This window comes from Streptomyces sp. Edi4, from assembly GCF_040253615.1.
Taxonomy (GTDB): domain Bacteria; phylum Actinomycetota; class Actinomycetes; order Streptomycetales; family Streptomycetaceae; genus Streptomyces.
On sequence record NZ_JBEJGY010000004.1, the window covers coordinates 5,276,689 to 5,299,743 of the forward strand.

The window sequence follows — 23,055 nt, forward strand, 5'->3', positions numbered from 1 at the left end:
TGCAGGTGGGAATCGCAGTGATCAGTTGCGGTCGTGAGGGCTCGCCCGGGCTCGCGCGGCCAGGAGACGGGGGCCACCCGGTGGCGACCGCGATCAGTGAACGGGGGCCCGCGACGTGCCGACCGCGATAGCCGTCACCAGCCCCGATCTGGTGCTGGCGCCGACCGACCCGGGGACGCCGCTCGCGGCGCTGCTCCAGTCACCCGGCGCCCAGCCCCTCGACGCGGCGCTCGCCGACACGCACCGACTCGTGGAGCAGCACGGATACGTCATCGCCCTGTATCCGGCCTCCCTCTGCGCTGCCCATGAACACCGGCTGCACACCGTGCGGTCGCTGCTGGAGACCGACCGGATCGCCCTGATCAAATCCGGCCTGCCGCCTCTGGGGCTCGCCGTCCTGGTGCGGCAGTTGAGGCAGCTGTCGGTCTGCGACTTCAGCCCCGGCGTGATCGCGTCGGCGGCCCGGTTGCTCTCCCACTACATCTACGCGGGCGCCGTCCTGAACTCGGTGACCCATGTCGACCGGATCCCGGTCGGCCTCACCGCGCATGCCAGATCCTGGGTGCCCGGCAGTCAGTTCGCCGTGCTGGCCAACCCCCGGCCCCAGCTGGTCAAGGTCGGCCCTGCGGCCGCCCTCACCGGACCCGACTTCGCCTCTCAGCTGCTGGTGGCCAGGGGCGCCGTCGGCGCCGACTGGGTCACCACCACGCTCGCCCCGGCCTGGCGCGTGGGCGCCGTACAGGAAACGGCGCCGCCCGCGGATTCGGCCACATGGTGGGGCACCGGCAAACTGACCGAGTTCGTGGCCCACCTGCCGGACCTCTCGGTGCTCTACCAACTCGTCTCCTCCGTACGGCGCGAACAGTGCCGCTGGTGCGCCATGGAGCTGATCGGCGACCGCTGCGGATTCTGCTCCTCACCCCAGCCGGCCGAGGACCGGCACACCGCCCCCGACGGCGCCGAGCTCGCCCCCACCCCCGCCCACCGGGCCCGCCCTCTCACCCGGGCCGAACGCCGCCGCGCCATCTCGCCGGGCCCCTGACCCCCACCCACCCAGCGCCAGCAGCCCGCCACTTGCCCGCTCTGCCCCACGTCAGCGAACGAGGTCGTACGGTCAATGAACTCCCGCCAGCGCCGCGGCATCATCCTTCTTCTCCTCTCGGTCCTGTGCGCCCTCGGCGCCTTCGCCGGGGTGCTCGCGGTGATCAGCGACGTGGACTCCAAGGTGGGACCCGAGGTGACGGCGTACAGACTCAAGGACGACATAGACGCCTACGCGCCCCTGAGGGCCGCCCAGTTCGAGAAGACGAGCATGCCCAAGCGCTGGCTCTCCCGGGGCGCGGTGACCGACCTCTCCGACGTCGTGGGCAAGATGGCCGCCACCCACCTCACCAAGGGATCGCTGCTCCAGGACGGCATGTTCACCGACCGGCCCCAACTCAAGCCCGGTGAACAGGAGATCGCCATCATGATCGACGCGTCGACCGGTGTCGCCGGAAAGATCAACGGAAACGACAGCGTCAACATCTTCGCCACGTTCGCCGCCACGAAACAGGGCGACACCGCCGAGTCCAAACTCATCGTGGCGAACGCCCGGGTCATCCAAGTGGGCGCGGTCCAGTCGCTCAGCCCCAACTCCTCCGACAAGAACCAGGCGACCCAAGCCGTTCCCATCACCTTCGCCCTCAGCACCCTGGACGCCCAGCGGGTCGCCTACGCCGAGTCGTTCGCCACCCATGTCCGCCTCGCGCTCGTCGGCCGCGGCAACGGCGACAGCGCGATCCCGCCCGGTGACCGTACGTACCGGCTCGAAAAGGACCAGTGAGGCGCGGATGACCACTCGTATCCTGCCGGCCGTCGCCGATGCCGAGGCCGCCCGATCCGTCACCACCCTGCTCAGCCAGCTCCCCGACGCCGAACCGTCGATGCCCGTCAGCGACTCCACGCAGCTGCTCGACACCCTGGCCAGGCTGGCGGGGGAGTCCCTGGACGAACTCCCCGAGGTCATCCTCGTCCATGAACGCATCGGACCGCTCCCGGCCCTGGAACTGGTCCGTGAAATCGCTCTGCGGTTTCCCGCGGTCGGCGTCGTCCTGATCTCATCCGACGCGGGGCCCGCCGTCTTCTCGGCCGCCATGGACTGCGGGGCGCGCGGCCTGATCGCGCTGCCGCTGTCCTACGAAGAACTCGCCGCACGCGTCCAGGCGGCGGCCCAGTGGTCCGCCGGCGTACGCCGCCACCTCGGCGCGAACCTCGACGTGTTCAGCGGCCCCGGCGGTACCGTCACCACCGTCACGGGGGCCAAGGGCGGCGTCGGGACCACCCTGGTCGCCGTCCAACTCGCCCTCGCGGCGCGGGCGTCGGGCCGCGCCACCGTCCTGGTCGACATGGACCTCCAGGCCGGTGACGTCGCCTCCTACCTCGATGTCCACTTCCGGCGCTCCATCGCCGACCTCGCCGCGATCACCGACATCTCGCCCCGCGTCCTGGCCGACGCCGTCTTCAACCACGAGAGCGGGCTCGCGCTGCTGCTCGCCCCGGGCGAGGGGGAGCGCGGCGAGGACGTCACCGAGCGGGCCGCCCGCCAGATCACCGGCGCGCTGCGTACCCGGTACGAAGCCGTCATCGTGGACTGCGGCAGCCAGCTGACCGCGGCGAACGCGGCCGTGGTGGAGATGGCCGATGTGGCACTCCTGGTCACCACCCCCGACGTCGTGTCGGTGCGGGGCGCCAAACGCACCGTACGGATGTGGGACCGGCTCCAGATCCGCAAGGCCGAGGAGACCACCACCGTGGTCAACCGGCACACCCGTACCACCGAGATCCAGCCCCCGATCGTCCAGAAGATCACCGGCACCAAGGTCGCCCAGACCGCCGTGCCGGCCCACTTCAAGGAGTTGCAGTCCGCCGTCGACGCGGGCCGCCTGCACGACCTCGACCACAGGAGCACGGTCAGACAGGCCCTGTGGGAGCTGGCCGGAGAGCTCGGGCTGCTCAAGGCTCCCGAGAGCAGGGCCAAGGCGCGGGCCTCGCGCGGTGCCGGGCTCGTCCTGCGGCGCAGGGGCGGCTGATGCGTCCCGCGAGGCAGGCGTGGAGGGCGGGCCCTGCGCGGCGGTTACCGGTCCGTGCGGACGAGCGGGATTCGGGACAGACCCTCATCGAGTTCGTCGGCGTGCTTCCGCTGATCCTGCTGCTGCTCGTCGCGCTGTGGCAGTGCGCCCTGGTCGGCTACACCTTCGTGCTGGCGGGCAACGCAGCGGACGAGGGGGCGCGGGCCGGGGCGGCGTCGACGGGCGACGCGGACGGCGCGTGCCGGACGGCGGCCCTGCGCGAGCTGCCCTCGTCCTTCGACGGCGCCCCCGACTGCCACGACGAAGGGACCGGCATGTACCGGGCCACCGTCACCCTGAGGATCCCCGTCCTCATCCCGGGCGTCCTCAACGGATTTCCCGTCGACGGCACCGCCGCCCATGTGAAGGAGCGCTGAGCCGTGCGCGTCCGCACCCACCCAACGCGCGCCGACCGGGGTCAAGTGGCCCTGGAATACATTGGGTTCGTGGCCATCGCGCTGCTCGTCGGCCTCGCCGCGATCCAGCTCGGCATTGCCGCGTACGCCGCGAACCAGGCCGGCACGGGGGCGCGGGCGGCGGCGCGCGCGGCCAGTCTCGACGATCCGGCGCCGGGCGGGCCGCGCCTGGATCCCGTGGCCGCCGGGACGGCCGCGGTCAGCGGATGGCTCAAGCCGCGGGTCGCGCCCGCCGGTGGCGGCGGCGACGCGGTGGCCTACACCGTCACCCTCACCATTCCCAGCGTCATTCCCGGCATCGACGACTTCGGCACCACCACCCGCACGTCCACCATGCCGAAGCTGCACGCCCACCCCTGACCCGAGACGACTGGAGACGAGGCACATGAGTCTGCGGGCACGCATCGCGGTCCCCGAGGAGTCCGGCGCCGGGCGCGAGGACGGCCATCTGGTCGCCTCCTACCGGTCCAAGCTCCTGGAGGAGATCGACCTCGCGGAGATGTCCGCGCTGGCCGCCGCCGAGCGCCGGGCCCGCCTCGAGCGGGTGCTCGGGCACATCATCAGCCGCGAGGGACCGGTCCTGTCCACCGCCGAGCGGGCCCAGCTGATCCGCCGGGTGGTCGACGAAGCGCTCGGCCTCGGCATCCTCGAGCCCCTTCTCGAAGACGCCTCCATCACCGAAATCATGGTCAATGGGCCCGACCAGGTCTTCGTGGAGCGCGGCGGCCGGGTGGAGCAGCTGCCGCTACGGTTCGCCTCGCACGAACAGCTGATGCAGACGATCGAGCGGATTGTGTCCACCGTCAACCGCCGCGTGGACGAGTCCAACCCGATGGTGGACGCCCGGCTCCCCTCGGGCGAACGCGTCAACGTGATCATCCCGCCGCTCTCGCTGACCGGAGCGACGCTCACCATCCGGCGCTTCCCGAGGTCGTTCACGCTCCAGGAGATGATCACCTTCGGCTCGCTCGACGAGCACATGCTGCTGCTGCTCGCCGGGCTCGTGCAGGCCCGGTTCAACATCATCGTGTCCGGCGCCACCGGCACCGGCAAGACCACCCTCCTCAACGCCCTCTCCGGCCTGATCCCGCCGCACGAGCGCATCATCACCATCGAGGACTCCGCCGAGCTCCAGCTCCAGCAGGCCCATGTGATCCGCCTGGAATCCCGGCCCCCGAACGTCGAGGGCAAGGGCCACATCTCCATCCGCGACCTCGTCCGCAACTCGCTGCGCATGCGCCCCGACCGCATCGTGGTCGGCGAGGTCCGCGGCGGCGAATCACTCGACATGCTCCAGGCCATGTCCACCGGTCACGACGGCTCGCTCGCCACCGTCCACGCCAACAGCGCCGAGGACGCCCTGATGCGCCTCCAGACACTGGCCTCGATGTCGGAGGTCGAGGTCCCCTTCGAGGCCCTGCACGACCAGATCAACTCGGCCGTCGACGTCATCGTCCAGCTCACCCGGCACGCCGACGGCGCCCGCAAGATCACCGAGATCGCCCTCCTCGAATCGCACGGCCGCGACCCGTACCGCATCACCACCGTCTGCCGCTTCGACGCCCAGCCCATGGCCGCCGACGGCGTCATCCACGGCCGCTTCCGGTACTTCCCGCTGCCCCGCCGCGTCGCCGACCGCCTCTACCTCGCCAACCAGCCCGTCCCCCAGGCGTACGGAGTCGCCGCCGACGCCGAACAGCTCGCCGTCCGCCACGCCACCTGACCGCGCCCCCACTTCGCCGATCGAGCCGCCCGCCCACCCCGACCGACAGGGAACGCGCAGATGAACCTCTCCTTCCTCACGCTCGGCGTCACCATCCTCGCCGGGGTGCTGGCGGTCCTGGGGCTGCGCTCCTACGGGGCGGGCCGCGCCCAGCGCCACGCCCTCATCGACCGGCTCAGCAACCCGGGCGCCCCGGCGGCGACCGGGCGCCACCGCCCGTTCCAAGGCGTGGACCGCCGGCTGCGCGGCACGAAGCTCGGCGGCCGCATCGACCGGAAGCTGGCCGCGACCGGCCTCGACGTGACCCCTGGCGAATTCTTCGTGTACATGTTGGCGGGGGTGGCCGCGCTGTGGCTGATCGCCGCGTCCGTCCTCGCGTCCTTCTTCGGCCCGCTCGCGGGCCTCGCCGCGCTCTGGGGCGCCAACTCCTTCCTCAACTGGCAGCGCCAGAAACGCATCGAGCGCTTCATCAACCAGTTGCCCGAGCTCTCCCGCATCCTGGCCAACGCCACCCAGGCAGGCCTTGCGCTGCGCACCGCCATCGCCATGGCGGCCGAGGAGATGGAGGCGCCGGCGGGCGAGGAGCTGGGCCGGGTCACCGACCGGCTCGCCGTCGGGGAGTCCCTGGACGACGCCCTCGGCGAGATCGCGGACCGGCTGCCCTCGCGCGAACTGGTCGTCCTGGTCACGACGTTGGTGCTCGCCAACCGCGCGGGCGGCACCGTCGTCAGCTCGCTGCGCAACCTCACCACCACCCTGGAGGAGCGCAAGGAGACCCGGCGGGAGGTACGCACCACGCTGGCCCAGGTGACGGTCACCGCGTACGCCGTACCCGGCTTCGGCATGGCCGCGCTGCTCATGCTGAACGCGGTGATGCCGGGCGCGCTCGACCGGATGACGGGCGCCTTCCTCGGCCAGGTGGCGGTCCTGGTCTCGATCGCCCTGTACGCCCTCGGATTCTTCGTGGTCCGCCGCCTGTCCCGCATCGACGTATGAGCCCGCACGATCCGCGATCCGCCACACGGAGATCCGCCACACGGAGATCCGCCACACAGAGATCCGCCACACAGAGGGGAGTGAGCGACCCATGGGACTGCTCTTCGCGGCCCTGATGGGCCTGAGCGTGTACGGGATGTTCCACGGCATCCGCGTGTACCGGGCCGAGGTGAAGCTTCCGAGCGACCTCTCGGTGGCCCTTAAGGTCGGTGCGACCCGCACCACGGCCGTCGGCTCGGCCGTCGACCGCCTCGGCATGCGCTGGGCGCCGGCCGTGCTGCGGATGATGGGCCCCGAGCGGGTCGCGCGCAAGCGCCGCCGGATCGACCTCGCGGGCAACCCCGGCGGCCTGACCCTTGACCGGTACGCGGCCCGGCGGGCGGTGTACGGAGCGCTCGGTACGGCCGCCGCGCTGATCATGCTGCTCGAAGGGCACTGGATCATCGCCGTGCTGATGGTGGCCTTCGCCCTGTTCTGGGTGGAGGCGGGCATCTGGTCGGCGGTCCGGGTGCGCCGCGACCACATCGAGCGCACCCTGCCCGACTTCCTGGACGTACTCGCCGTCGTGGTCAGCGCCGGCCTCGGCTTCCGCCAGGCCCTCGACCGCGTCGCCGACAAGTACGAGGGGCCCTGGGCGGACGAACTGCGCATCACCCTGCGCCAGATGGACATGGGCGTCAGCCGCCGCCAGGCCTTCGAGGAGCTGCGCAAGCGCAACGACTCCGAGCAGGTCGCGATGTTCGTGACCGCGCTCCAGCAGGGCGAGGAACTGGGCGCGCCCATCGTCGAGACGCTGATAGCGATCGCCGCCGACATGCGCCGCACCGACGCGCAGAACGCCCGCCGCAAGGCGGCCCGCGCCGTCCCCAAGGCGACCTTCGCCGTGACGACGTTCCTGCTGCCCGGCACCCTGATCCTGCTCAGTGTGGGCTTCGTGTACGGCGCGAACCTGGACTTCGGGGGCTTCTTCGGAGGACCCAAGTGACCCTTCAACTCGCTGTCCCGGCAAGGAGGCTGAGCATGGCGAGTCCGCGCGCGACGGCTCCGGCCGTGCCGCCCCCCACCCTCGCCCTCCAGATCAACGCGCTCCAGGCGATGTGCCGCCAGGTGTTCGGCTTCCGCCTGGCGATGATCGCCATCGGCGCCCCCTTCGCGCTGGCCGGCACCGCCAAGGGGGCGCCCGGGGTGCTGGTCGGCTCGGCGGTCCTCGTCACCTTCATGGGCTCGTACGTCCTGTTCCGAGACTGGGAGCGCTTTGGTCCGCTGCTCCTCCACCACCCGTGGCTGCTCGCCGTGGACGCTGTGTTCGGCGCGCTGCTCCTGATCACCGCGACCCCCGAGTCCCCCCTCGGGTACGTCACCATCTGCACGCCTCTGCTGGCCGGGCTGGTCTACGGCTGGCGCGGCGCGGGACTCTTCGCGGGCCTCCAGGTGGCCATCTTGGCGCTGGTGTACGCGACGGGTCCTGGCCGTCAACTCGCGGACACCTCAGCGCTGTTGCTGCCGGGGTTCTGCGTGATCGCGGGGGCGGTCGGCGTGACGATCCGCAACCTTCTGCTGCGTTTCGGCGCCGCGAGCCAGGCCCTCACGGAGACCCGGGCCCGCCTCGCCGTGCACGACGCGGTGGAGGAGGAACGGGCGCGGCTCGCCCGCGATCTGCACGACTCGGTGGCCAAGACCCTGCACGGACTGGCGCTGGCCGCCGACGGACTTGCCGCCTCGGCCGACCGCTCGGATCCGCGTACGATCCGCCGGCAGGCGGAACTGGTGGCGCGGGCCGCGCGCAGGGCGGCCGCGGAATCTCGCGAGCTTCTGGGCGACTTGCGGCGCGCGCCCGGCGACGTGGACATCCTGGCCGAATTGGCCTCGGCCGTCACGGACTTCACCCGCCGAACGGGAGTGCGAGCACGGTGGGCGGCGCACGGTGGCGGCCCGGCTCCGATGGTCCCGGCGACGGTGGCCCATCAGCTCCTGGCGATCGCGAACGAGGCGATGGACAACGCACACCGGCATGCGGACCCCAGCGAGCTGGTGGTGGAGGCGGGCGTGTCGGACGCGCCGGGCCTCGAAGGCGCCGTGCTGCGCCTGAGCGTCAAGGACAACGGCAGGGGCCTGCCGCCGGGCACCACCCTGGACGCCTTGAAACGCACGGGGCACTTCGGTCTGGTGGGCATGGTGGAGCGGGCGGCGGCGATGGGTGCGCGCATCAGGGTGGGCCGGGGCGGCGCGGAGTCGGGAACGGAGGTGCGGGTAGAACTCCCGTTGCCCCCGAGGGCTTCACGGGAGAACCCGCACGCGTAGCGGTAGGCGGGTTGAACCGGAACGGACTGCCCCGGAGCGGGCTGAACCGGAACGGGCTGAACCGGAACGGGCTGAACCGGAGCGGGCTGAACCGGAGCGGACCGAACGGGAAGGGAGGCGCCATGCAGGACGACATCGCGTACCGCACGGGTCGGCGGGGAGCGGGTCAGGGCCGGGCGCGGGAGCCGGGCGCCCGCAGCGCGGCGCGGCCGCTGCGGATCGTCGTCGCGGACGACAATCCCGTCGTGCGGGCGGGGCTGGCCGCGCTGCTGCACGGGCGCCACGACATCGAGGTGGCCGCGGAGGCCGCCGACGGCCGTGAGGCGTACGAGGCCGCGGTGCGGCACCGTCCGGACGTGATCCTGCTCGATGTGCGCATGCCCGGCACCGACGGCCTGACCGCGCTCCCGCACCTGGTGCGGCTGGCTCCCGTCCTGATGCTGACGTACAGCCGGGAGAGCGAGATCGTCCGGGCGGCGCTGCGGCTCGGCGCCGGGGGATATCTGGTCCATGGCGAGTTCACGGCGGACGAACTGGCCGCGTCGGTACGGGGGATGAGAGAGGGCAGGGCCGCCTTCACCGCCACGGCCGCGAACGCGCTCCTCGCCCACCTGCGCGAACAGCCGGACCCGGAGTCCGTAACCGCCATTTCCGCTCCATCCCTTTCGCAACTGCAATCGGTTGTGGCACAGTCTTCAACTGCACGACGGGCGACGGGCGTGCGCAACAGGGAAGCGTTCAGGCTGAGTTCGCGGGAGGCCGAGGTGATGGACTTGATCGCGGCGGGCATGAGCAATCAGCAAATCGCGGCCGCGTGCTTCATCAGTGAGAAGACGGTCAAGAACCACATCAACCGCATCTTCGCCAAGCTGCACAGCGCCACGCGCGGCGAGGCGATCGCGTGCTGGCTGGGGGTGTCGGGTGGGTAAGCACCGCACCTGGGCCCGGATCTGGGCCCCAGGGCCCTCGGCGCCCTCCGAGGCCCCGTCGTACGTTCCCGAGGACGTACGACGTGACGCCGCAACCGGAGGAGAGCCGCGACATGCCGCAGGACACGCTGCTGAAGACCGCCGTCGCCGCGCAGCTGCGGGTGCGCGACTGGAGGGACACGGCCATCGCCAGGACCCGCTCCCGGCACGCCTGCGGCGAGCGGGACCGGGGGCAGACGTCGTTCGAGTATCTGGGGATCATTCTGGTGGTGGTGGCGATCATCGGGGGGATCATGGCGACCGGGATCGGGACGTCCATCACCAACAAGATCAAAGAGCAGATCGACAAGATCAAGGCCGGTGGCTGATCCCGGATCTGAGCCAGGACCGAGGGCAGGCCTTCCCCATCTACATCGTGATGGTGGCGGGTCTGCTCTTTCTCGCGTTCGCGTTCTTCGCGGTGGGCCAGGCGTCAGCCACGCGCAACGGTGCTCAGGGCGCCGCCGACGCGGCGGCTCTCGCGGCGGCCCAGCGTGCGCGTCAAGAGCTGGGTCCGAGGGTTCTGGCTGCGCTCATGGCGCCCGGTGGCCCCGCCGACATCTTCAACGACGGCGCTGTCACCGCTGACGCGCATGACGAGGCCATCGTGTTCGCCGCCAGGAACCATGCGGACCTGTCGGCGTTCGCCTCTCGCCCCGACGGTGCCGGGCGCTTTGCTTTCACCGTGAGCACCAGAACCCAGTACACCGTGGGGAGATCCGTGATCCCGGGCACCGAGGACGAGCACGGGACCGCCAGCGCGACGGCCGTGATCGAGCTGCGATGCAGCCTCCCGCCCGGTGGCGGGACCGGCGGTGGTTCCGACAGCGGGCCCGCGCCGTCGCCCACGACCACGCCGACTCCCGCGCCGTCTCCCACTTCGGCTCCCGTCACGATCACCTGTGGCGGCCAGGACATGCCCGCCGATCCCATGCCTGATCCGGAAAAGATCTTCACCGTGAAACTGGTCGACTGACAGCACGCGACGAGCAGAGGAAAGGCACCGATGAGCGTTGGGCATGCGGGCAGAGCCCGTAGGAGGGCGGTGGCAGCGGCGCTGGCGGTTGCGCTGGCGTTGGCTGTCGGTGGGTGCGGCGGCGACAGCAAGGATGGCAAGCCGGGCGCGACCGATGGCGGCAACCAGTCGAAGTCGGCCTCTTCGGAGAGTCGGCAACCGGCGCCGTTGCCGCAGCCCGAGTCCACGGCCAAGCTCGCGGAGGCCACGGGCGGGGGCGGAATCGTCCTCACCATCAACAGCGTGACGCGCGACCCGGGCGGTTTCGTCACCGTGTCGGGTCAGCTGAAGAACCCAGGTTCGCAGAACTTCGTCGACACCTCCGGCTGGGTCGGCACGGAGAAGGACGTGCTGGCCAGCGGGGACTCCGTGGCGGGGGCGACACTGATCGACAAGGTCGGCAAGAAGCGCTATTACGTACTGCGCGACACGGGCGGCAAGTGCCTCTGCACGATGGGCATCGTAGGGGTCAAGGCGGGCCAGACCGTGCCGGTCTTCGCCCAGTTCCCCGCCCCCCCCAACGACACCAAGCAGGTCGACTTCCAACTCCCCACCTTCCCCACCATGACCGTTCCGGTCTCCGGGTGACCACGCCATGACCAGAACCCGGCACGCAGCCGTAGCGTTCGCCGCCGCGCTCGTCCTGACCGTCGGCGCCGGCGCCGCGTACGCCGACGACACGCCCAGCAGCCCCCCGCTGCCCGGCACCGAGGCGACGAGCGATCCCTCGATGAAGGTCGACGCGACCTCGCCGAACCTGAAGCTCCCCGAGGGCGGCACGCTCGCCGCACCCAAGGTGCTGGACATCAAGTCGATCGTCGAGGACCAGGGCGGTGAGGAGCGCCGCTCGGACACCAACACGAGCGTGACGTTCGCGCTCCAGGCGGAGGTGCTGTTCGCGATGGACAGCGCGGCCCTGTCGTCCGACAGCAACGACCGCATCCAGGGCATCGCCGAGGAGATCAAGAAGCAGAAGGCGACCAGCGTGCGGGTCTTCGGCTTCACGGACAACCTCGGCACGCACGAACACGGCGTGATCCTCTCGAAGGAACGCGCGGACGCCGTGCAGAAGGCGCTCTCCCTCTCCCTCGGACCCGACGTCACCTTCGAAATCCGGGGCTACGCCGAGCAGTACCCGATCTCCGACAACTCGACCGAGGACGGCCGCAAGAAGAACCGCCGCGTGGAGGTCAGCTTCACCCGGAGCGGCAGTTAGTCGTTCGACGCCCTCTACGTGTGCCGGCATACGTGTGCCGGCGCCCGAGCGTGGGCCCGGGCCGCCGCCGCATTGCGACATCCTGAGTACGGGTACTCAGACCGCTTGAGTGATCGCCCGGACGTCTTGGGTCCGTCTGCCCGGCTAACCTCCATGCCGCTGGCCTCAATGGGCGCCAACGCAACCGGGTGACGCGCCTTCGAGGTCGCGCTTGACCGAGAGGGAGGAGCCACGCATGCCGTGGGACGAGTGGGAGCAGCTGAAGGCGCAAGCGGCCGATCGACACAGCACTCGTATGCAGATCAATGGGCTCCCGTCAGCCGGGGCCGGGAGCGGTGGGTTCGACTTGCGGATCACCGCCACGCCGTGGGCCGGCGCGGCCGAAGTGGCCAGGGAGCTTCACAAGTCCACCCATGACGGTCTGACTGAACTCAAGGAGTCGCAGGACGGGTTGGGCAGTGGTGCCGAGGGCTTCGACTGCACGTCCGCGTTGAGTGAGATACAGCCGACCTGGGAAGCAAGGCTCGGGTCCTGCGCGATGAGTGTGACCGGCTGAACGAGACTCTGGGCAAGACCGGCAAGCACTTCGGCGAAGTGGACCACGACGTCCGCGACCACATGGGCCCCTCTGTGCCGAGCACGACCAAACCCAGCTGGGCCAGGTGATCCCGGATGCCCACTTGGCAGCAACTGCGTGACGTAAAGATCACCGAGTTCGAGGAAGCCGCTGATGGCTGGGGAAAAGTCAGCCATCGCGCCGACGCCGCACGCATCAGAGTCGACCAGGAGATGTCGATTCCTGTTCGCAGCACCCAAAACGGTGAGACCCCTGATGCGGCCGTCGGTCAGCTCAACCGGCTCAGTGACAACTACCAGTACCTGCACAGCGAGTGTGGATTGATACGCACCGCGCTGCACGCACTCGCCGTGGAACTCTGCGCCCCGCAAAGGAAGTTGAAGCAAGCTCTCGAAGACGCACACTCGCTGGGCTTCACAGTGAACGCGGACGGGTCGGTGACGTACCCCAACTCTGCGCCTCTCCTGCTAGGCGCAGGCAAGGCCACTCCGGGTGCACCCTTCCCCTTACTGCCTGGCAAGGGTGAAGGGCAGGGCAACGCCAACAAGGGTAAGGCCGAGGATATAGCCGAGCGCATTTCCACCGCTGTCAGCGAAGCCAACGACATCGACAGCCGCTACGCGGGTGTACTGCGCAAACTCAAAGCCCCCGCCGGCCTGGACGTCACCAAGGAGATGCTCGCCGATGCCGGCCAGGACCTGGACGCTGTGCAGAAGGCGGCGGGAGGAGTCGTCCACAGGGACGATATTCCGCGCGGCAAGACACCGGCAGAGAACAAGGCATGGTGGGACGGCCTGACCGACGAGCAACGCGACGAGTACGCCACGCTGTATCCAGCTGAGGTGGGTGCTCTCGATGGCCTGCCTGCCGTCGCGCGAGACACCTCCAACCGTATGGTGCTGGCTGAAGCACACGCTCAGGTGCAGATCGATCTGGCCAAGCTCGGTCCGGAGCCGCAGAAGACCACGCAGACCACAGCCGGACCGGTGATCAACCCCCTGTGGAGCATGTGGGACAAGAATGGCGGTCCGCTCAAGAAGCAGCTCGCGGGTATGGATGCCATACAGGCTCGATTCGATGCAAGCGGCATGCCGGGGGAGAACGGCAAGTCAGGTTTGCCGCAGGCGTACCTCCTGGGCTTCGACAACCAGGGCATCGGTCACGCCATCGTCGCCAACGGCAACCCCGACACGGCCGACCACACTGCCGTCTACGTGCCTGGGACGACCCCTCGAACCTCGCGGGGATCGGCGGAAACATCAATCGGGCGACCCGCTTGTGGCAGCAGGCACAAGCCCAGGCCCCGGGGGAGACGACAGCCACCATCACGTGGCTCGGCTATGACGCTCCGCAAGGACTCGTTTCTGATGCGACGTCCGACGACTACGCCTACGCCGGGGCCCCCAAGCTGAATGCTTTCCTGGACGGACTGCAAGCGGCCCAGGGCGGATCGGACAAGAGCCACACCACCGTCATCGGCCATAGTTACGGATCGACCGTGATTGGTGCCGCCGCGATGAAACACGATCTGGCAGCGGACGACGTCGTGACGGTCGGTAGTCCGGGAGTGCTCGTCGGCTCGGCCGACGAGCTCGATGTGGGTAAGAATCATGTGTGGTCCGAGGCCGCCAGATCCGATCCCGTCCCCTTCCTGGGCAGAGACTTTCTCGCGGGATGGAAGTGGGGCGTCAACACGTGGAACGGAATCCCTTACGACGCCGGGTACATCCAGTCGATCCCCTCTGACGAATCGTTCGGAGCGCATCGCATGGATGTCGACACGAGCGGGCACAGCGACTACTGGAACCAGGACTCGCAGTCGTTGAAGAATCAGGCATGGGTCGTAGTGGGCCGCTACAACCGCGTAGAGGAAGACGATTAGATGCTGAGCCGCACCGGCCCGAGGATCCGCAGGCGTGCCGCGAGCGCTCTGCCGCTCTTTCTCGGCGTCCTACTTTTTGCGACAGGATGTGCTGACGACGTGAACAACGACCCCGCCGACACCCCGGAGACCCTGTCCGTGGCAAAGGCGCGCGAGAGGACCAGCGGTGTGTCCAGCCAGATCCTCGAAATGATCGGAATCAAGGAGGGGAAGGTGACGGAACCCGGGCCGGGTATCGCCCCGTGCGCGGAAGACCCGCGTCATCTGTACCGGGCCAACCACCCGTGGTCCGTCTACGCTGTCTCCTCCGAAGAGGTGCTGAAGGACGGATTTCAGCGGCTTCGCGAGAAACTGCCCGAGCGCGGATGGAAAATCGTCGAATACGGTCCGAACAAGAGCAAGGCGAAGACTCTCGAACTGACCGCTGATTCGACGAAGGACCGCTACTCGATCAATGCAGAACTGGTGGTGTCCAGCCCGGCAGCCGGTCAGGAATCCAACCCGCTCATCCTGGTGACCGTGACATCGGGCTGCTTCCGCGCCCCCGAGGGGACCAAGCTGGACCAGGAGTTCTGACCCGACGACTCGTCCGGAACGGTTCGACCCCCGGCGTCCGGCTTCCCCCTGGCCGGCCCGGCCGCAGCGCCACCGGTCTGTCCCGTCCAACCCGGCTCCGAAGTCGGCGTTGGTCGCGCTCCGGACCGGGTATCCGGGACACATCGGGTGTCACCGGTTTTCGTCGAGCGGGACTGGGCGGGGCAGGACCCAGCCAATCCACAGGAGTCGTTGTTACGGTGCTGGGTATGAAGCCAAGGCTGCTACGGAGCCGTGCGGCGACGGTCGGGGTGTGTCTTGTCGCGCTCGTGGGTGCGGCCTCCTGTGGGCCCGGTGGGGCGGGGGCCGAGGGGGCGGGGGGCGCGGTCCGGGAGACCGGGGCCGCGCCGGGTACCAGTGCCACCCCGCGGACCGCGGCGGCCGCCGGGGCGCTCAGCGGGGATCAGCTGGCCGCGGCCGCGCTCGTGACCGGTGACGTCAAGGACTTCGCGGCCGAACCCCTCGAAGGCGGCGTCCCCACCGGCAGCTCCCGGACCTCGAAGCCCGCCTGCATGCCGTTTGTCTCCGTCATCAACGGCACCCCGCAGCCCGCGCCCTCCGCGACCGTCTTCCGGCGGCTGGTGAACACGAGCGAGGACGGCCAGGCCGACCAGACCGTCGTCACCGAGGTGCTGGGCGCCCACCCCTCCGGCGCGAGCGACGTGCTGCCCCGGCTGCGTTCCGCCATCCAGGCGTGCGCCGACGGGTTCACCACCAAGGGCGGCGACCTCGAACCGTCGGCGTTCACCGCGGTCAAGGAGCTGCCCACGCCCCAAGTGGGTGACGAAGCCATCGCCTACGAGCTGATGGGCGACGCCCAGGGCGACCCGGTGCCGATGGTCTTCCAGGTGGTGCGCAGCGGGACGACCGTGGTGACGTACTACGCCGTCGACGTCACCGGGGACGACACGCCCCAGATTCCCGCCCAGCTCGCCGTCGCGCAGGCGGCCAAGCTCAAGTCCTGAGATCCTGACCGGTTGCCTCCCGGCCGCCCGCCTCGATCACCAGCCGGACACCCGGCCGAAGCCCCCACCCCGCCATCTGCCCCGCCTCCGCCTCCAGGACGTGGCGTGCTCGCGGGCGCGGCAGGCCAAGGCGGCCCGGGCGCATGGTGGTGACGGCGATCACGCGCAGCTCGCGGTCCAGATGGGCGACGTCGATGGCGAAGCGCATCCGGAAGGTGTGCACGCTGCTCGCCGGGGTCAGCAGGAGCGCGCCCTGGACGCCGTCCCGCCCGAGCAGGCCCCGCGTACGGGTGCGGTAGGACGCCGCGATCTCCAGCGCGATCCCCACATCCGCGCCCCCCGCCACGCGCAACACGCCCGTCCCGTCCCTCCATCGGCCCATGGATAAACGGTAGTGGCTCGCGGGGCCGCCGCGTAGGGTCCGCGATATGGGCCGAAACATCAGGAATCACAACAACCGCCCCTTCGAGGAACTGATCGACGAGGCCGCGTCCGTCTCCGTCGACGGCTGGGACTTCTCCTGGCTCGACGGCCGGGCCACGGAAGAGCGGCCGTCCTGGGGATATGCCCGTGCGATGGCCGGGCGGATGGCCAAGGCCACCGCCGCCCTGGACATCCAGACCGGCGGCGGCGAAGTCCTCGCCGCCGTGCCCCAGCTGCCGCCGCTCGCCGTCGCGACGGAGGGCTGGCCGCCGAACGTCGCCCGCGCCACCGGCCTGCTCCACCCGCGCGGGGTGGCCGTCGTCGCCGACGAGGACAAGCCGCCGCTGCCGTTCGCCGACGGCGCCTTCGACCTCGTCGTCAGCCGCCACCCCGTCACCACCTGGTGGTCCGAGATCGCCCGCGTCCTCTCCCCGGGCGGCACGTACTTCTCCCAACAGGTGGGCCCGGCCAGCGTGTTCGAGCTCGTCGAGTACTTCCTGGGACCGCAGCCGCCCGAGGTGCGCGGCGGGCGCGACCCCGGCAAGGCGCGCAAGGAGGCGGAGAGCGCGGGGCTCGAAGTCGTCGATCTGCGTCTGGAGAAGCTGCGTACGGAGTTCAACGACATCGGCGCCGTCGTCTACTTCCTGCGCAAGGTGATCTGGATGGTGCCGGGCTTCACCGTCGAGGAGTACCGCGACCAGCTGAAGGCGCTGGACGAGCAGATCCGTACCGAGGGCCCCTTCGTCGCCCACACGACACGGTTCCTCATCGAGGCACGGAAACCGCTGCGGCCCACACGCGCTGCCTAGCATCGGGGCATATGGGGACAATCGCCGATCAAAGAGTGGGGCGGGGCGCGCGACCGATCACGCCCGCACCCGTCAGCTCCCGTATCGCGCGCGTACGCGCCGGCCGGCCCGCCCTCCTGTGGTGGGGGTGGGCCTGCGCCCTGTTCCCGCTGTACGCGACCGTCTCCGCGCGCCGCCAGGCCCTGGTCCGCACCACCGGCTACGACCTCGGCATCTTCGAGCAGGCGGTCCGCGCCTACGCCCATCTGGACGCGCCGATCGCCCCCCTGCGCGGCGACGGCTTCAACCTCCTGGGTGACCACTTCCACCCCGTGCTCGCCGTCCTCGCCCCTCTCTACCGCCTCGCCCCCTCCCCGTACACGCTGCTCCTGGCCCAGGCCGCGCTGCTCGCGCTCGCCGTGGTGCCGCTCGCCCGACAGGCCACCCGGGTCATCGGCCGGCGCGCCGCCCATGTCGTGGCCCTCGGATACGGGCTGAGCTGGGGCATCGCGTCGGCGGTCGGCTTCGACTTCCACGAGGTGTGCTTCGCGGTCCCGCTGGTCTCCTGGGCGCTCGAGGCGCTGGCCCGCCGCAACTGGCGGCGCGCGCTCGCCTGGGCCGCGCCACTGCTCCTGGTCAAGGAGGACCTGGGGCTCACGCTGGCCGCGATCGGGGCGTACGTGGCCTGGCGAGGACCGCGCCGGCTCGGCCTGGCCGCCCTCGCGCTGGGCCTGGCGGGCAGCGCGCTCACGTTCACCGTGGTGCTGCCGTTCTTCAACCCCTCCGGCGGCTACGCGCACGCCGCCAACCTCGCGCCCGCCCACCACGCGCCGCTCGTCACGCTGCTGCTCGCGCCGCTGGACGCGGTGCGCCCCGAGGTCAAGGCGACCACCCTCGTCCTGGTCTTCGCCCCCGCCGCGCTCATCGCCCTGCGCTCACCGCTGGCCCTGGTCGCAGTGCCCACGCTCGGCTGGCGGATGCTGTCCGCCAACGCCTTCCACTGGGGCACCGCCTTCCACTACTCCGCCGTCCTGATGCCCATCGTGTTCGCGGCCCTCATCGACGCGCTGCGGCCCTACGCCGCCGCCGGCGATCCGCTCGCCCGGCGGCATGTGCGGGCCTCGCTCGCGACGGTCGCCGCCGTCACGCTCGTCCTCGTACCGTCCTTCCCGCTCGCCCAGCTCGCCCACCGCTCCACCTGGCGCACCGACCCGCACGTGCTCGCGGTGCGCGACATCCTGCGGCGCGTGCCGGACGGCGCGAGCGTCGCGGCCTCCAACCGCCTTGCCCCGCAACTGACTTCACGCGCCACGGTCGTCCTTTTCCCGACCTTCCCGGTCGAGGGGAAGCTGTACTCCACGGACCGCGCCATCCCGCGCCCCACCGCGCGGTGGATCGCCTACGACCGCCGGCCCCCGCAGTCCTGGCCCTATCCGCCCGGCGCCTGGCCCTACCCGGCCGAGCGGCAGGAACGCGAGTACGCCCTCGCGCTCGCCCGATACGGGTATGTGCGGGTGGCGCAGGCGGACGGTGTCTCGCTGCTGCGCCGGCGGACCTGAGCGCCCGCTGTGCACGCGCTGACGCCGTACGGTCACGGCGCGCGCTCCCCGGTGCGCCAGTGGGGTGAAGCACACCCGGAGGGCGATCGCGCCGCCTTCTCGCGTCCCTCAGCGGCTTCCCGCGCCCCCGCGACCCCTCTGACCTGGACGGTCAAGCCCGAACCCCGGGGCGGGGTCACCCCTGCGGGGGACTGGAAAGGCGTACTGGACCGGTTTCGGAGCGTAGTTCCGAGGCGCCGTGGCACACAGCAGCACTTACGAAGGGTTATGGTGGAAACCCCCCCTCGGGCCGGTCCGTATCCCCCCCCCACGGACCGGCCCGTTTTTTCTTCCGGCCGCCCGGCGGGACCTCCGGGAGCTGGGTGCCGTCAGCTCCGTCCGGCCCAGATGTTGGTGCCCTCGGTGTCCACGGCGAAGGTGTCGATCTCCTTCAACTCCCCTTCGGTGAGCGCCGGTCCGCCGAGCGCCGCCACGTTCTGCTCCAGCTGGCGCACGCTGGACGCGCCGATGAGCGCCGACGTCATGCGCGGGTCGCGCAGCACCCAGGTCAGCGCCAGCTGCGCGAGGGACTGGCCGCGACGCGAGGCGATGTCGTTCAGGCCGCGCAGCCGGCGTACCACGTCGTCCGAGAGCAGACCCGGGTCGAGGGACTTGCCCTGGCTGGCGCGGGAGCCCTCCGGAATGCCCTTGAGGTACTTGTCGGTGAGCAGCCCCTGGGCCAGCGGCGCGAAGGAGATGCAGCCCATGCCGGCCGCCTCCAGGGTGTCGAGCAGGCGGTCCTGCTCCGTCCAGCGGTTGATCATCGAGTACGACGGCTGGTGGATCAGGGCCGGCACGCCCATCTCGCGCAGCAGCCGCGCCGCCTGCCCGGTCTGCTCGCTGTTGTACGAGGAGACGCCCACGTACAGCGCCTTGCCCTGCTGGACGGCGGAGGCGAGCGCGCCCATCGTCTCCTCCAGCGGGGTGTGGGGGTCGAAGCGGTGCGAGTAGAAGATGTCGACGTAGTCCAGGCCCATCCGCTTGAGGGAGGCGTCGAGGGACGACATCAGGTACTTGCGCGAACCCCACTCGCCGTAGGGGCCGGGGTGCATCAGATAGCCGGCCTTGGTGGAGATGACGAGTTCGTCGCGGTACGGGGCGAAGTCCTGGCCGAAAATCTTGCCGAAGTTCAGCTCGGCGGAGCCGGCCGGCGGGCCGTAGTTGTTGGCCAGGTCGAAGTGGGTGACGCCCAGGTCGAAGGCGCGGCGCAGGATCGCGCGCTGGGACTCAAGGGCCCGGTCGTCGCCGAAGTTGTGCCACAGGCCGAGCGAGACGGCGGGGAGCTTGAGGCCGCTGCGGCCGGTGCGGCGGTACTCCATGGAGTCGTAACGGTGGGGGTCGGCGAGGAAGCGGAGGGATTCAGTCACGTTTCCCTGCTTATCACGGACTTGTGACAGACCGAGTTGGGCCGCCATGACCCCTGCGCAGTACTGTGCTTTGTCTGGGGCGGCCGGTGTGCGGGGCGGCGGCGGGCCCCCGGAAGGCAACGAGAGGGTGAAATCGGTGAGTTTGCGCGACCTGGTCTACAGGCTCTATGCGCGCCGGGTGGAAGGCCGCCTCGACCACGACCAGGTGCCCAAGCACATCGGCGTCATCCTGGACGGCAACCGGCGCTGGGCCAAGGCGTCGGCCCGCAGCCCCGAGCAGGGCCACCAGGCCGGAGCCAGCAAGATCCAGGAACTGCTCGGCTGGTGTGCCGAGACGGATGTCGAGGTCGTCACCCTCTGGCTGCTCTCCACCGACAACCTGGACCGCCCCGAGGACCAGTTGATCCCGCTGCTCGGCATCATCGAGGACGCGGTGCGGGACTTGGCGGCGGACGGGCGCTGGCGGGTGCATCACGTGGGCAACGCGGATCTGCTGCCCGGGCACACCCAGTCCGTGCTCAAGGAGGCCGAGCAGGCCACGCACGACATCGACGGGATACTGGTCAATGTCGCCGTCGGCTACGGCGGCCGCCAGGAGATCGCGGACGCGGTCCGATCGCTCCTGCTCGAGCACGCGACGAAGGGGACGTCCTTCGAGGAGCTTGCGGAGATCGTCGACGTCGAGCACATCTCGGAGCACCTGTACACGCGGGGGCAGCCGGATCCCGACCTCGTGATCCGCACGAGCGGCGAGCAGCGGCTGTCCGGGTTCATGCTCTGGCAGTCCGCGCACTCCGAGTACTACTTCTGCGAAGTGTTCTGGCCGGCCTTCCGCAAGGTCGACTTCCTGCGGGCGCTGCGGGATTACGCGGCGCGGCATCGCAGGTACGGCACCTGAGCGCTGGCCGCTGTGTGTTGAGTGCTGGTGGGTGAACGCCGCCCGCGCAGTTCCCCGCGCCCCCGGCAGGGTCTGTGCTGGCCCGCATGGGCAACCTCAGCCTGTCCGGCACTTGAGGACGAGCGCCCTTTAGGCGCGAACGGGGTTTGGGGCGGAGCCCCAAGGGTCGGCTTTTGGGTGCGGGCCCGTGGTCGGTTGATCGCGCAGTTCCCCGCGCCCCTGTCAGGGTCTGTGCTGGCCGGCATGGGCAACCTCAGCCGATCCGGCGTTTGCCCCCGGCAGGGTCCGTGCTGGCCCGCATTGGCATACCCCAGCCTGTCCGGCGATTGAGGACGAGCGCCTTCAGCGCGACCGGGGTTTGGGGCGGAGCCCCAAGGGGTCGGCCTATGCGTGCGGTCCGTGCGTGGCTGGTCGCGCAGTTCCCCGCGCTCCCAGGCAGGTTGCCCCCGGCCGGGCGGGGCTGGGTCCGGTGGGAACTCTGGGCATATGACGGGGCATGGCTTCGCTTGTTCGAGGGCATAACCACCCCAGGTCGACGTCCGGTCCACGGCCGTCGGATCTCAGTGGGCGGCGAACAACGCCACCCGCCCGGGAGGCCCTTTGCACCAGGACGACCGCGCACCGCACGCGGGCGACGTGGAGGGCCGGAGCTCGGCCCGCGCAGCGCGGCCGAAGCCCGGTCCCCGTTTCCGCGACGCCGTCGCACCCCGATCTCATGCGCCTCTTACGAGGGGGTACGTCCTTCCGTGGTGACCAGCACAAAGCGCCGCATGCCCGACCGGCGCACCTACGTACTTGACACCAGCGTCCTGCTGGCCGATCCCAACGCGATGACCCGGTTCGAGGAGCACGAAGTGGTGCTCCCCATCGTCGTGGTCACGGAGCTGGAGGCCAAGAGGCACCATCCCGAGCTCGGTTACTTCGCCCGGCAGGCGCTGCGCCTGCTTGACGACTTCCGGGTCCGCTACGGACGCCTCGACGCCCCCATCCCGATGGGAGACCTCGGTGGGACCCTCCGCGTCGAGTTGAACCATTCCGATCCCGGCGTACTGCCCGCCGGCTACAGGTTGGGGGACAACGACTCCCGGATCCTCGCCGTCGCACGCAACCTCCAGGCGGAGGGCTACGACGTCACCGTCGTGTCCAAGGACCTGCCGCTGCGGATCAAGGCGTCGTCGGTGGGTCTGCTCGCCGAGGAGTACCGGGCGGAACTGGCCATCACCGACTCCGGCTGGAACGGCATGGCCGAACTGCCGCTCAGCGGCGAACAGGTCGACCTCCTGTTCGAGGAGGAGACGCTGTACGTCCCGGAGGCGGCCGGGCTCCCCGTCCACACCGGGCTCGTGCTGCTCTCCGAGCGCGGCAAGGCGCTCGGACGGGTCACGCCGGACGGGAACGTGAAGCTGGTACGGGGCGATCGCGAGGCCTTCGGCATCCACGGCCGCAGCGCCGAGCAGCGCATCGCGCTCGATCTGCTCCTCGACCCCGACATCGGGATCATCTCGATGGGCGGCAGGGCCGGCACGGGCAAGTCGGCGCTCGCACTCTGCGCGGGCCTCGAAGCCGTCCTTGAGCGCAGACAGCACAAGAAGGTGATGGTCTTCCGGCCGCTGTACGCGGTGGGCGGGCAGGAGCTCGGCTATCTGCCCGGCTCGGAGGCCGAGAAGATGGGCCCCTGGGCGCAGGCCGTCTTCGACACGCTGTCCGCCGTGACGAGCCGTGAGGTCATCGAGGAGGTCACCTCGCGCGGCATGCTCGAAGTCCTGCCACTCACCCACATCCGGGGCCGCTCCCTGCACGACGCCTTTGTGATCGTGGACGAGGCGCAGTCGCTGGAACGGAACGTCCTGCTGACCGTTCTGTCCCGGATTGGGGCCAATTCCCGCGTGGTGCTCACTCATGACGTGGCCCAGCGCGACAACTTGAGGGTCGGCCGGTACGACGGCGTCGTCGCGGTGGTCGAGAAGCTGAAGGGACACCCGCTGTTCGCCCACGTCACCCTCACCCGGTCCGAGCGCTCGCAGATCGCCGCCCTGGTGACCGAAATGCTGGAGGATGTTCAGCTCTGAGGCAGTACGCGCCAGTTGGCGCCGTCCGGCGAGCGCAGCAGCTTAGCCGGGCGGCGCCTTTTTCTGCGTCAGGTTGGTGAAATCAGGGGCGCCGAACGTGGTGTGACGTTTCCCACGCAACGGAGAATTGCTTCGCGGCGTTGCCTTCC

At 70.2% G+C, this 23,055-nt stretch carries 25 protein-coding genes; 23 read left to right on the forward strand and 2 right to left on the reverse strand.

The annotated features are described in order from the left end of the window. The first annotated feature begins 115 nt into the window (after positions 1-115). The 19 genes from ABR738_RS26095 (at position 116) to ABR738_RS26185 (ending at position 15,763) form a co-directional block, all read left to right on the forward strand. Positions 116-1,042 carry a hypothetical protein gene (locus ABR738_RS26095; RefSeq protein WP_350232382.1) on the forward strand — a complete coding sequence of 309 codons (927 nt, stop codon included), beginning with the start codon at positions 116-118 and terminating at the stop codon, positions 1,040-1,042. Between the two features lie 75 nt (positions 1,043-1,117). Then, positions 1,118-1,825 carry a Flp pilus assembly protein CpaB gene (cpaB, locus tag ABR738_RS26100; RefSeq protein ID WP_350232383.1) on the forward strand — a complete coding sequence of 236 codons (708 nt, stop codon included), beginning with the start codon at positions 1,118-1,120 and terminating at the stop codon, positions 1,823-1,825. Positions 1,826-1,832: 7 nt separating this feature from the next. After that, positions 1,833-3,071: a CpaE/TadZ family protein gene (locus ABR738_RS26105; protein WP_350232384.1), complete on the forward strand. Its 1,239-nt coding sequence runs from the start codon at positions 1,833-1,835 to the stop codon at positions 3,069-3,071. Beyond that, positions 3,071-3,487: a TadE/TadG family type IV pilus assembly protein gene (locus ABR738_RS26110; protein WP_350232385.1), complete on the forward strand. Its 417-nt coding sequence runs from the start codon at positions 3,071-3,073 to the stop codon at positions 3,485-3,487. Before ABR738_RS26105 ends, ABR738_RS26110 begins: the two co-directional genes overlap by 1 nt. A 69-nt stretch (positions 3,488-3,556) precedes the next feature. Then, positions 3,557-3,886 carry a hypothetical protein gene (locus tag ABR738_RS26115; protein WP_350232386.1) on the forward strand — a complete coding sequence of 110 codons (330 nt, stop codon included), beginning with the start codon at positions 3,557-3,559 and terminating at the stop codon, positions 3,884-3,886. Between the two features lie 25 nt (positions 3,887-3,911). Beyond that, positions 3,912-5,249 (forward strand): TadA family conjugal transfer-associated ATPase, encoded by a 1,338-nt coding sequence (locus ABR738_RS26120; RefSeq protein ID WP_350232387.1) that lies wholly within the window; start codon positions 3,912-3,914, stop codon positions 5,247-5,249. A gap of 60 nt (positions 5,250-5,309) precedes the next feature. Beyond that, positions 5,310-6,245, forward strand: a complete 936-nt coding sequence (locus ABR738_RS26125) for a type II secretion system F family protein (protein WP_350232388.1) — start codon at positions 5,310-5,312, stop codon at positions 6,243-6,245. A gap of 91 nt (positions 6,246-6,336) precedes the next feature. Further along, complete coding sequence (locus ABR738_RS26130; protein WP_350232389.1) at positions 6,337-7,230, forward strand: DUF5936 domain-containing protein; 894 nt, start codon at positions 6,337-6,339, stop codon at positions 7,228-7,230. A gap of 35 nt (positions 7,231-7,265) precedes the next feature. Continuing rightward, on the forward strand, positions 7,266-8,546 hold the full coding sequence (locus ABR738_RS26135; protein WP_350232390.1) for a sensor histidine kinase: 1,281 nt from the start codon (positions 7,266-7,268) through the stop codon (positions 8,544-8,546). Positions 8,547-8,668: 122 nt separating this feature from the next. After that, positions 8,669-9,475: a response regulator gene (locus ABR738_RS26140; protein ID WP_350232391.1), complete on the forward strand. Its 807-nt coding sequence runs from the start codon at positions 8,669-8,671 to the stop codon at positions 9,473-9,475. An 83-nt stretch (positions 9,476-9,558) separates the two neighbouring features. Then, a complete protein-coding gene (locus ABR738_RS26145) occupies positions 9,559-9,843 on the forward strand; it encodes a hypothetical protein (RefSeq protein ID WP_502964142.1) in 285 nt (94 codons plus the stop codon). Between the two features lie 50 nt (positions 9,844-9,893). Continuing rightward, complete coding sequence (locus ABR738_RS26150; protein ID WP_502964143.1) at positions 9,894-10,490, forward strand: pilus assembly protein TadG-related protein; 597 nt, start codon at positions 9,894-9,896, stop codon at positions 10,488-10,490. Between the two features lie 69 nt (positions 10,491-10,559). Beyond that, entirely contained in the window at positions 10,560-11,117 is a 558-nt protein-coding gene (locus tag ABR738_RS26155) for a hypothetical protein (RefSeq protein WP_350232392.1), read from the forward strand. A 7-nt stretch (positions 11,118-11,124) separates the two neighbouring features. After that, the gene (locus tag ABR738_RS26160; RefSeq protein WP_350232393.1) at positions 11,125-11,745 is read left to right on the forward strand and encodes an OmpA family protein; all 621 of its coding nucleotides are present in this window, start codon (positions 11,125-11,127) and stop codon (positions 11,743-11,745) included. 235 nt (positions 11,746-11,980) lie between these two features. Continuing rightward, on the forward strand, positions 11,981-12,301 hold the full coding sequence (locus tag ABR738_RS26165; RefSeq protein ID WP_350232394.1) for a hypothetical protein: 321 nt from the start codon (positions 11,981-11,983) through the stop codon (positions 12,299-12,301). A 116-nt stretch (positions 12,302-12,417) separates the two neighbouring features. Further along, the gene (locus tag ABR738_RS26170) at positions 12,418-13,734 is read left to right on the forward strand and encodes a hypothetical protein (protein ID WP_350232395.1); all 1,317 of its coding nucleotides are present in this window, start codon (positions 12,418-12,420) and stop codon (positions 13,732-13,734) included. Beyond that, a complete protein-coding gene (locus tag ABR738_RS26175) occupies positions 13,647-14,204 on the forward strand; it encodes an alpha/beta hydrolase (protein ID WP_350234752.1) in 558 nt (185 codons plus the stop codon). The genes ABR738_RS26170 and ABR738_RS26175 overlap by 88 nt, the downstream gene beginning before the upstream one ends. Before the next feature lie 99 nt (positions 14,205-14,303). Continuing rightward, positions 14,304-14,780: a hypothetical protein gene (locus tag ABR738_RS26180; protein WP_350232396.1), complete on the forward strand. Its 477-nt coding sequence runs from the start codon at positions 14,304-14,306 to the stop codon at positions 14,778-14,780. 227 nt (positions 14,781-15,007) lie between these two features. After that, positions 15,008-15,763: a hypothetical protein gene (locus ABR738_RS26185; protein ID WP_350232397.1), complete on the forward strand. Its 756-nt coding sequence runs from the start codon at positions 15,008-15,010 to the stop codon at positions 15,761-15,763. Here ABR738_RS26185 and ABR738_RS26190 read toward each other — a convergent pair. Then, positions 15,753-16,145, reverse strand: a complete 393-nt coding sequence (locus ABR738_RS26190; protein ID WP_350232398.1) for a DUF192 domain-containing protein — start codon at positions 16,143-16,145, stop codon at positions 15,753-15,755. The two genes, ABR738_RS26185 and ABR738_RS26190, sit on opposite strands and share 11 nt — an antisense overlap. A 46-nt stretch (positions 16,146-16,191) precedes the next feature. Here ABR738_RS26190 and ABR738_RS26195 point away from each other — a divergent pair, with 46 nt between their 5' ends. Continuing rightward, positions 16,192-16,995 carry a class I SAM-dependent methyltransferase gene (locus tag ABR738_RS26195; RefSeq protein WP_350232399.1) on the forward strand — a complete coding sequence of 268 codons (804 nt, stop codon included), beginning with the start codon at positions 16,192-16,194 and terminating at the stop codon, positions 16,993-16,995. 11 nt (positions 16,996-17,006) lie between these two features. Further along, entirely contained in the window at positions 17,007-18,533 is a 1,527-nt protein-coding gene (locus tag ABR738_RS26200; RefSeq protein ID WP_350232400.1) for a DUF2079 domain-containing protein, read from the forward strand. A 368-nt stretch (positions 18,534-18,901) separates the two neighbouring features. Here ABR738_RS26200 and mgrA read toward each other — a convergent pair whose 3' ends face one another. After that, positions 18,902-19,939: an L-glyceraldehyde 3-phosphate reductase gene (mgrA, locus tag ABR738_RS26205; protein WP_350232401.1), complete on the reverse strand. Its 1,038-nt coding sequence runs from the start codon at positions 19,937-19,939 to the stop codon at positions 18,902-18,904. A 136-nt stretch (positions 19,940-20,075) separates the two neighbouring features. On the opposite strand from mgrA, the gene ABR738_RS26210 reads away from it, so the two are divergent. Both ABR738_RS26210 and phoH2 read left to right on the forward strand, forming a co-directional pair. Beyond that, a complete protein-coding gene (locus ABR738_RS26210; RefSeq protein WP_350232402.1) occupies positions 20,076-20,837 on the forward strand; it encodes an isoprenyl transferase in 762 nt (253 codons plus the stop codon). A 746-nt stretch (positions 20,838-21,583) separates the two neighbouring features. Further along, positions 21,584-22,906, forward strand: coding sequence for an RNA 5'-3' helicase PhoH2 (phoH2, locus tag ABR738_RS26215; RefSeq protein WP_350232403.1), 1,323 nt, complete (start codon positions 21,584-21,586; stop codon positions 22,904-22,906). Positions 22,907-23,055 lie beyond the last annotated feature (149 nt).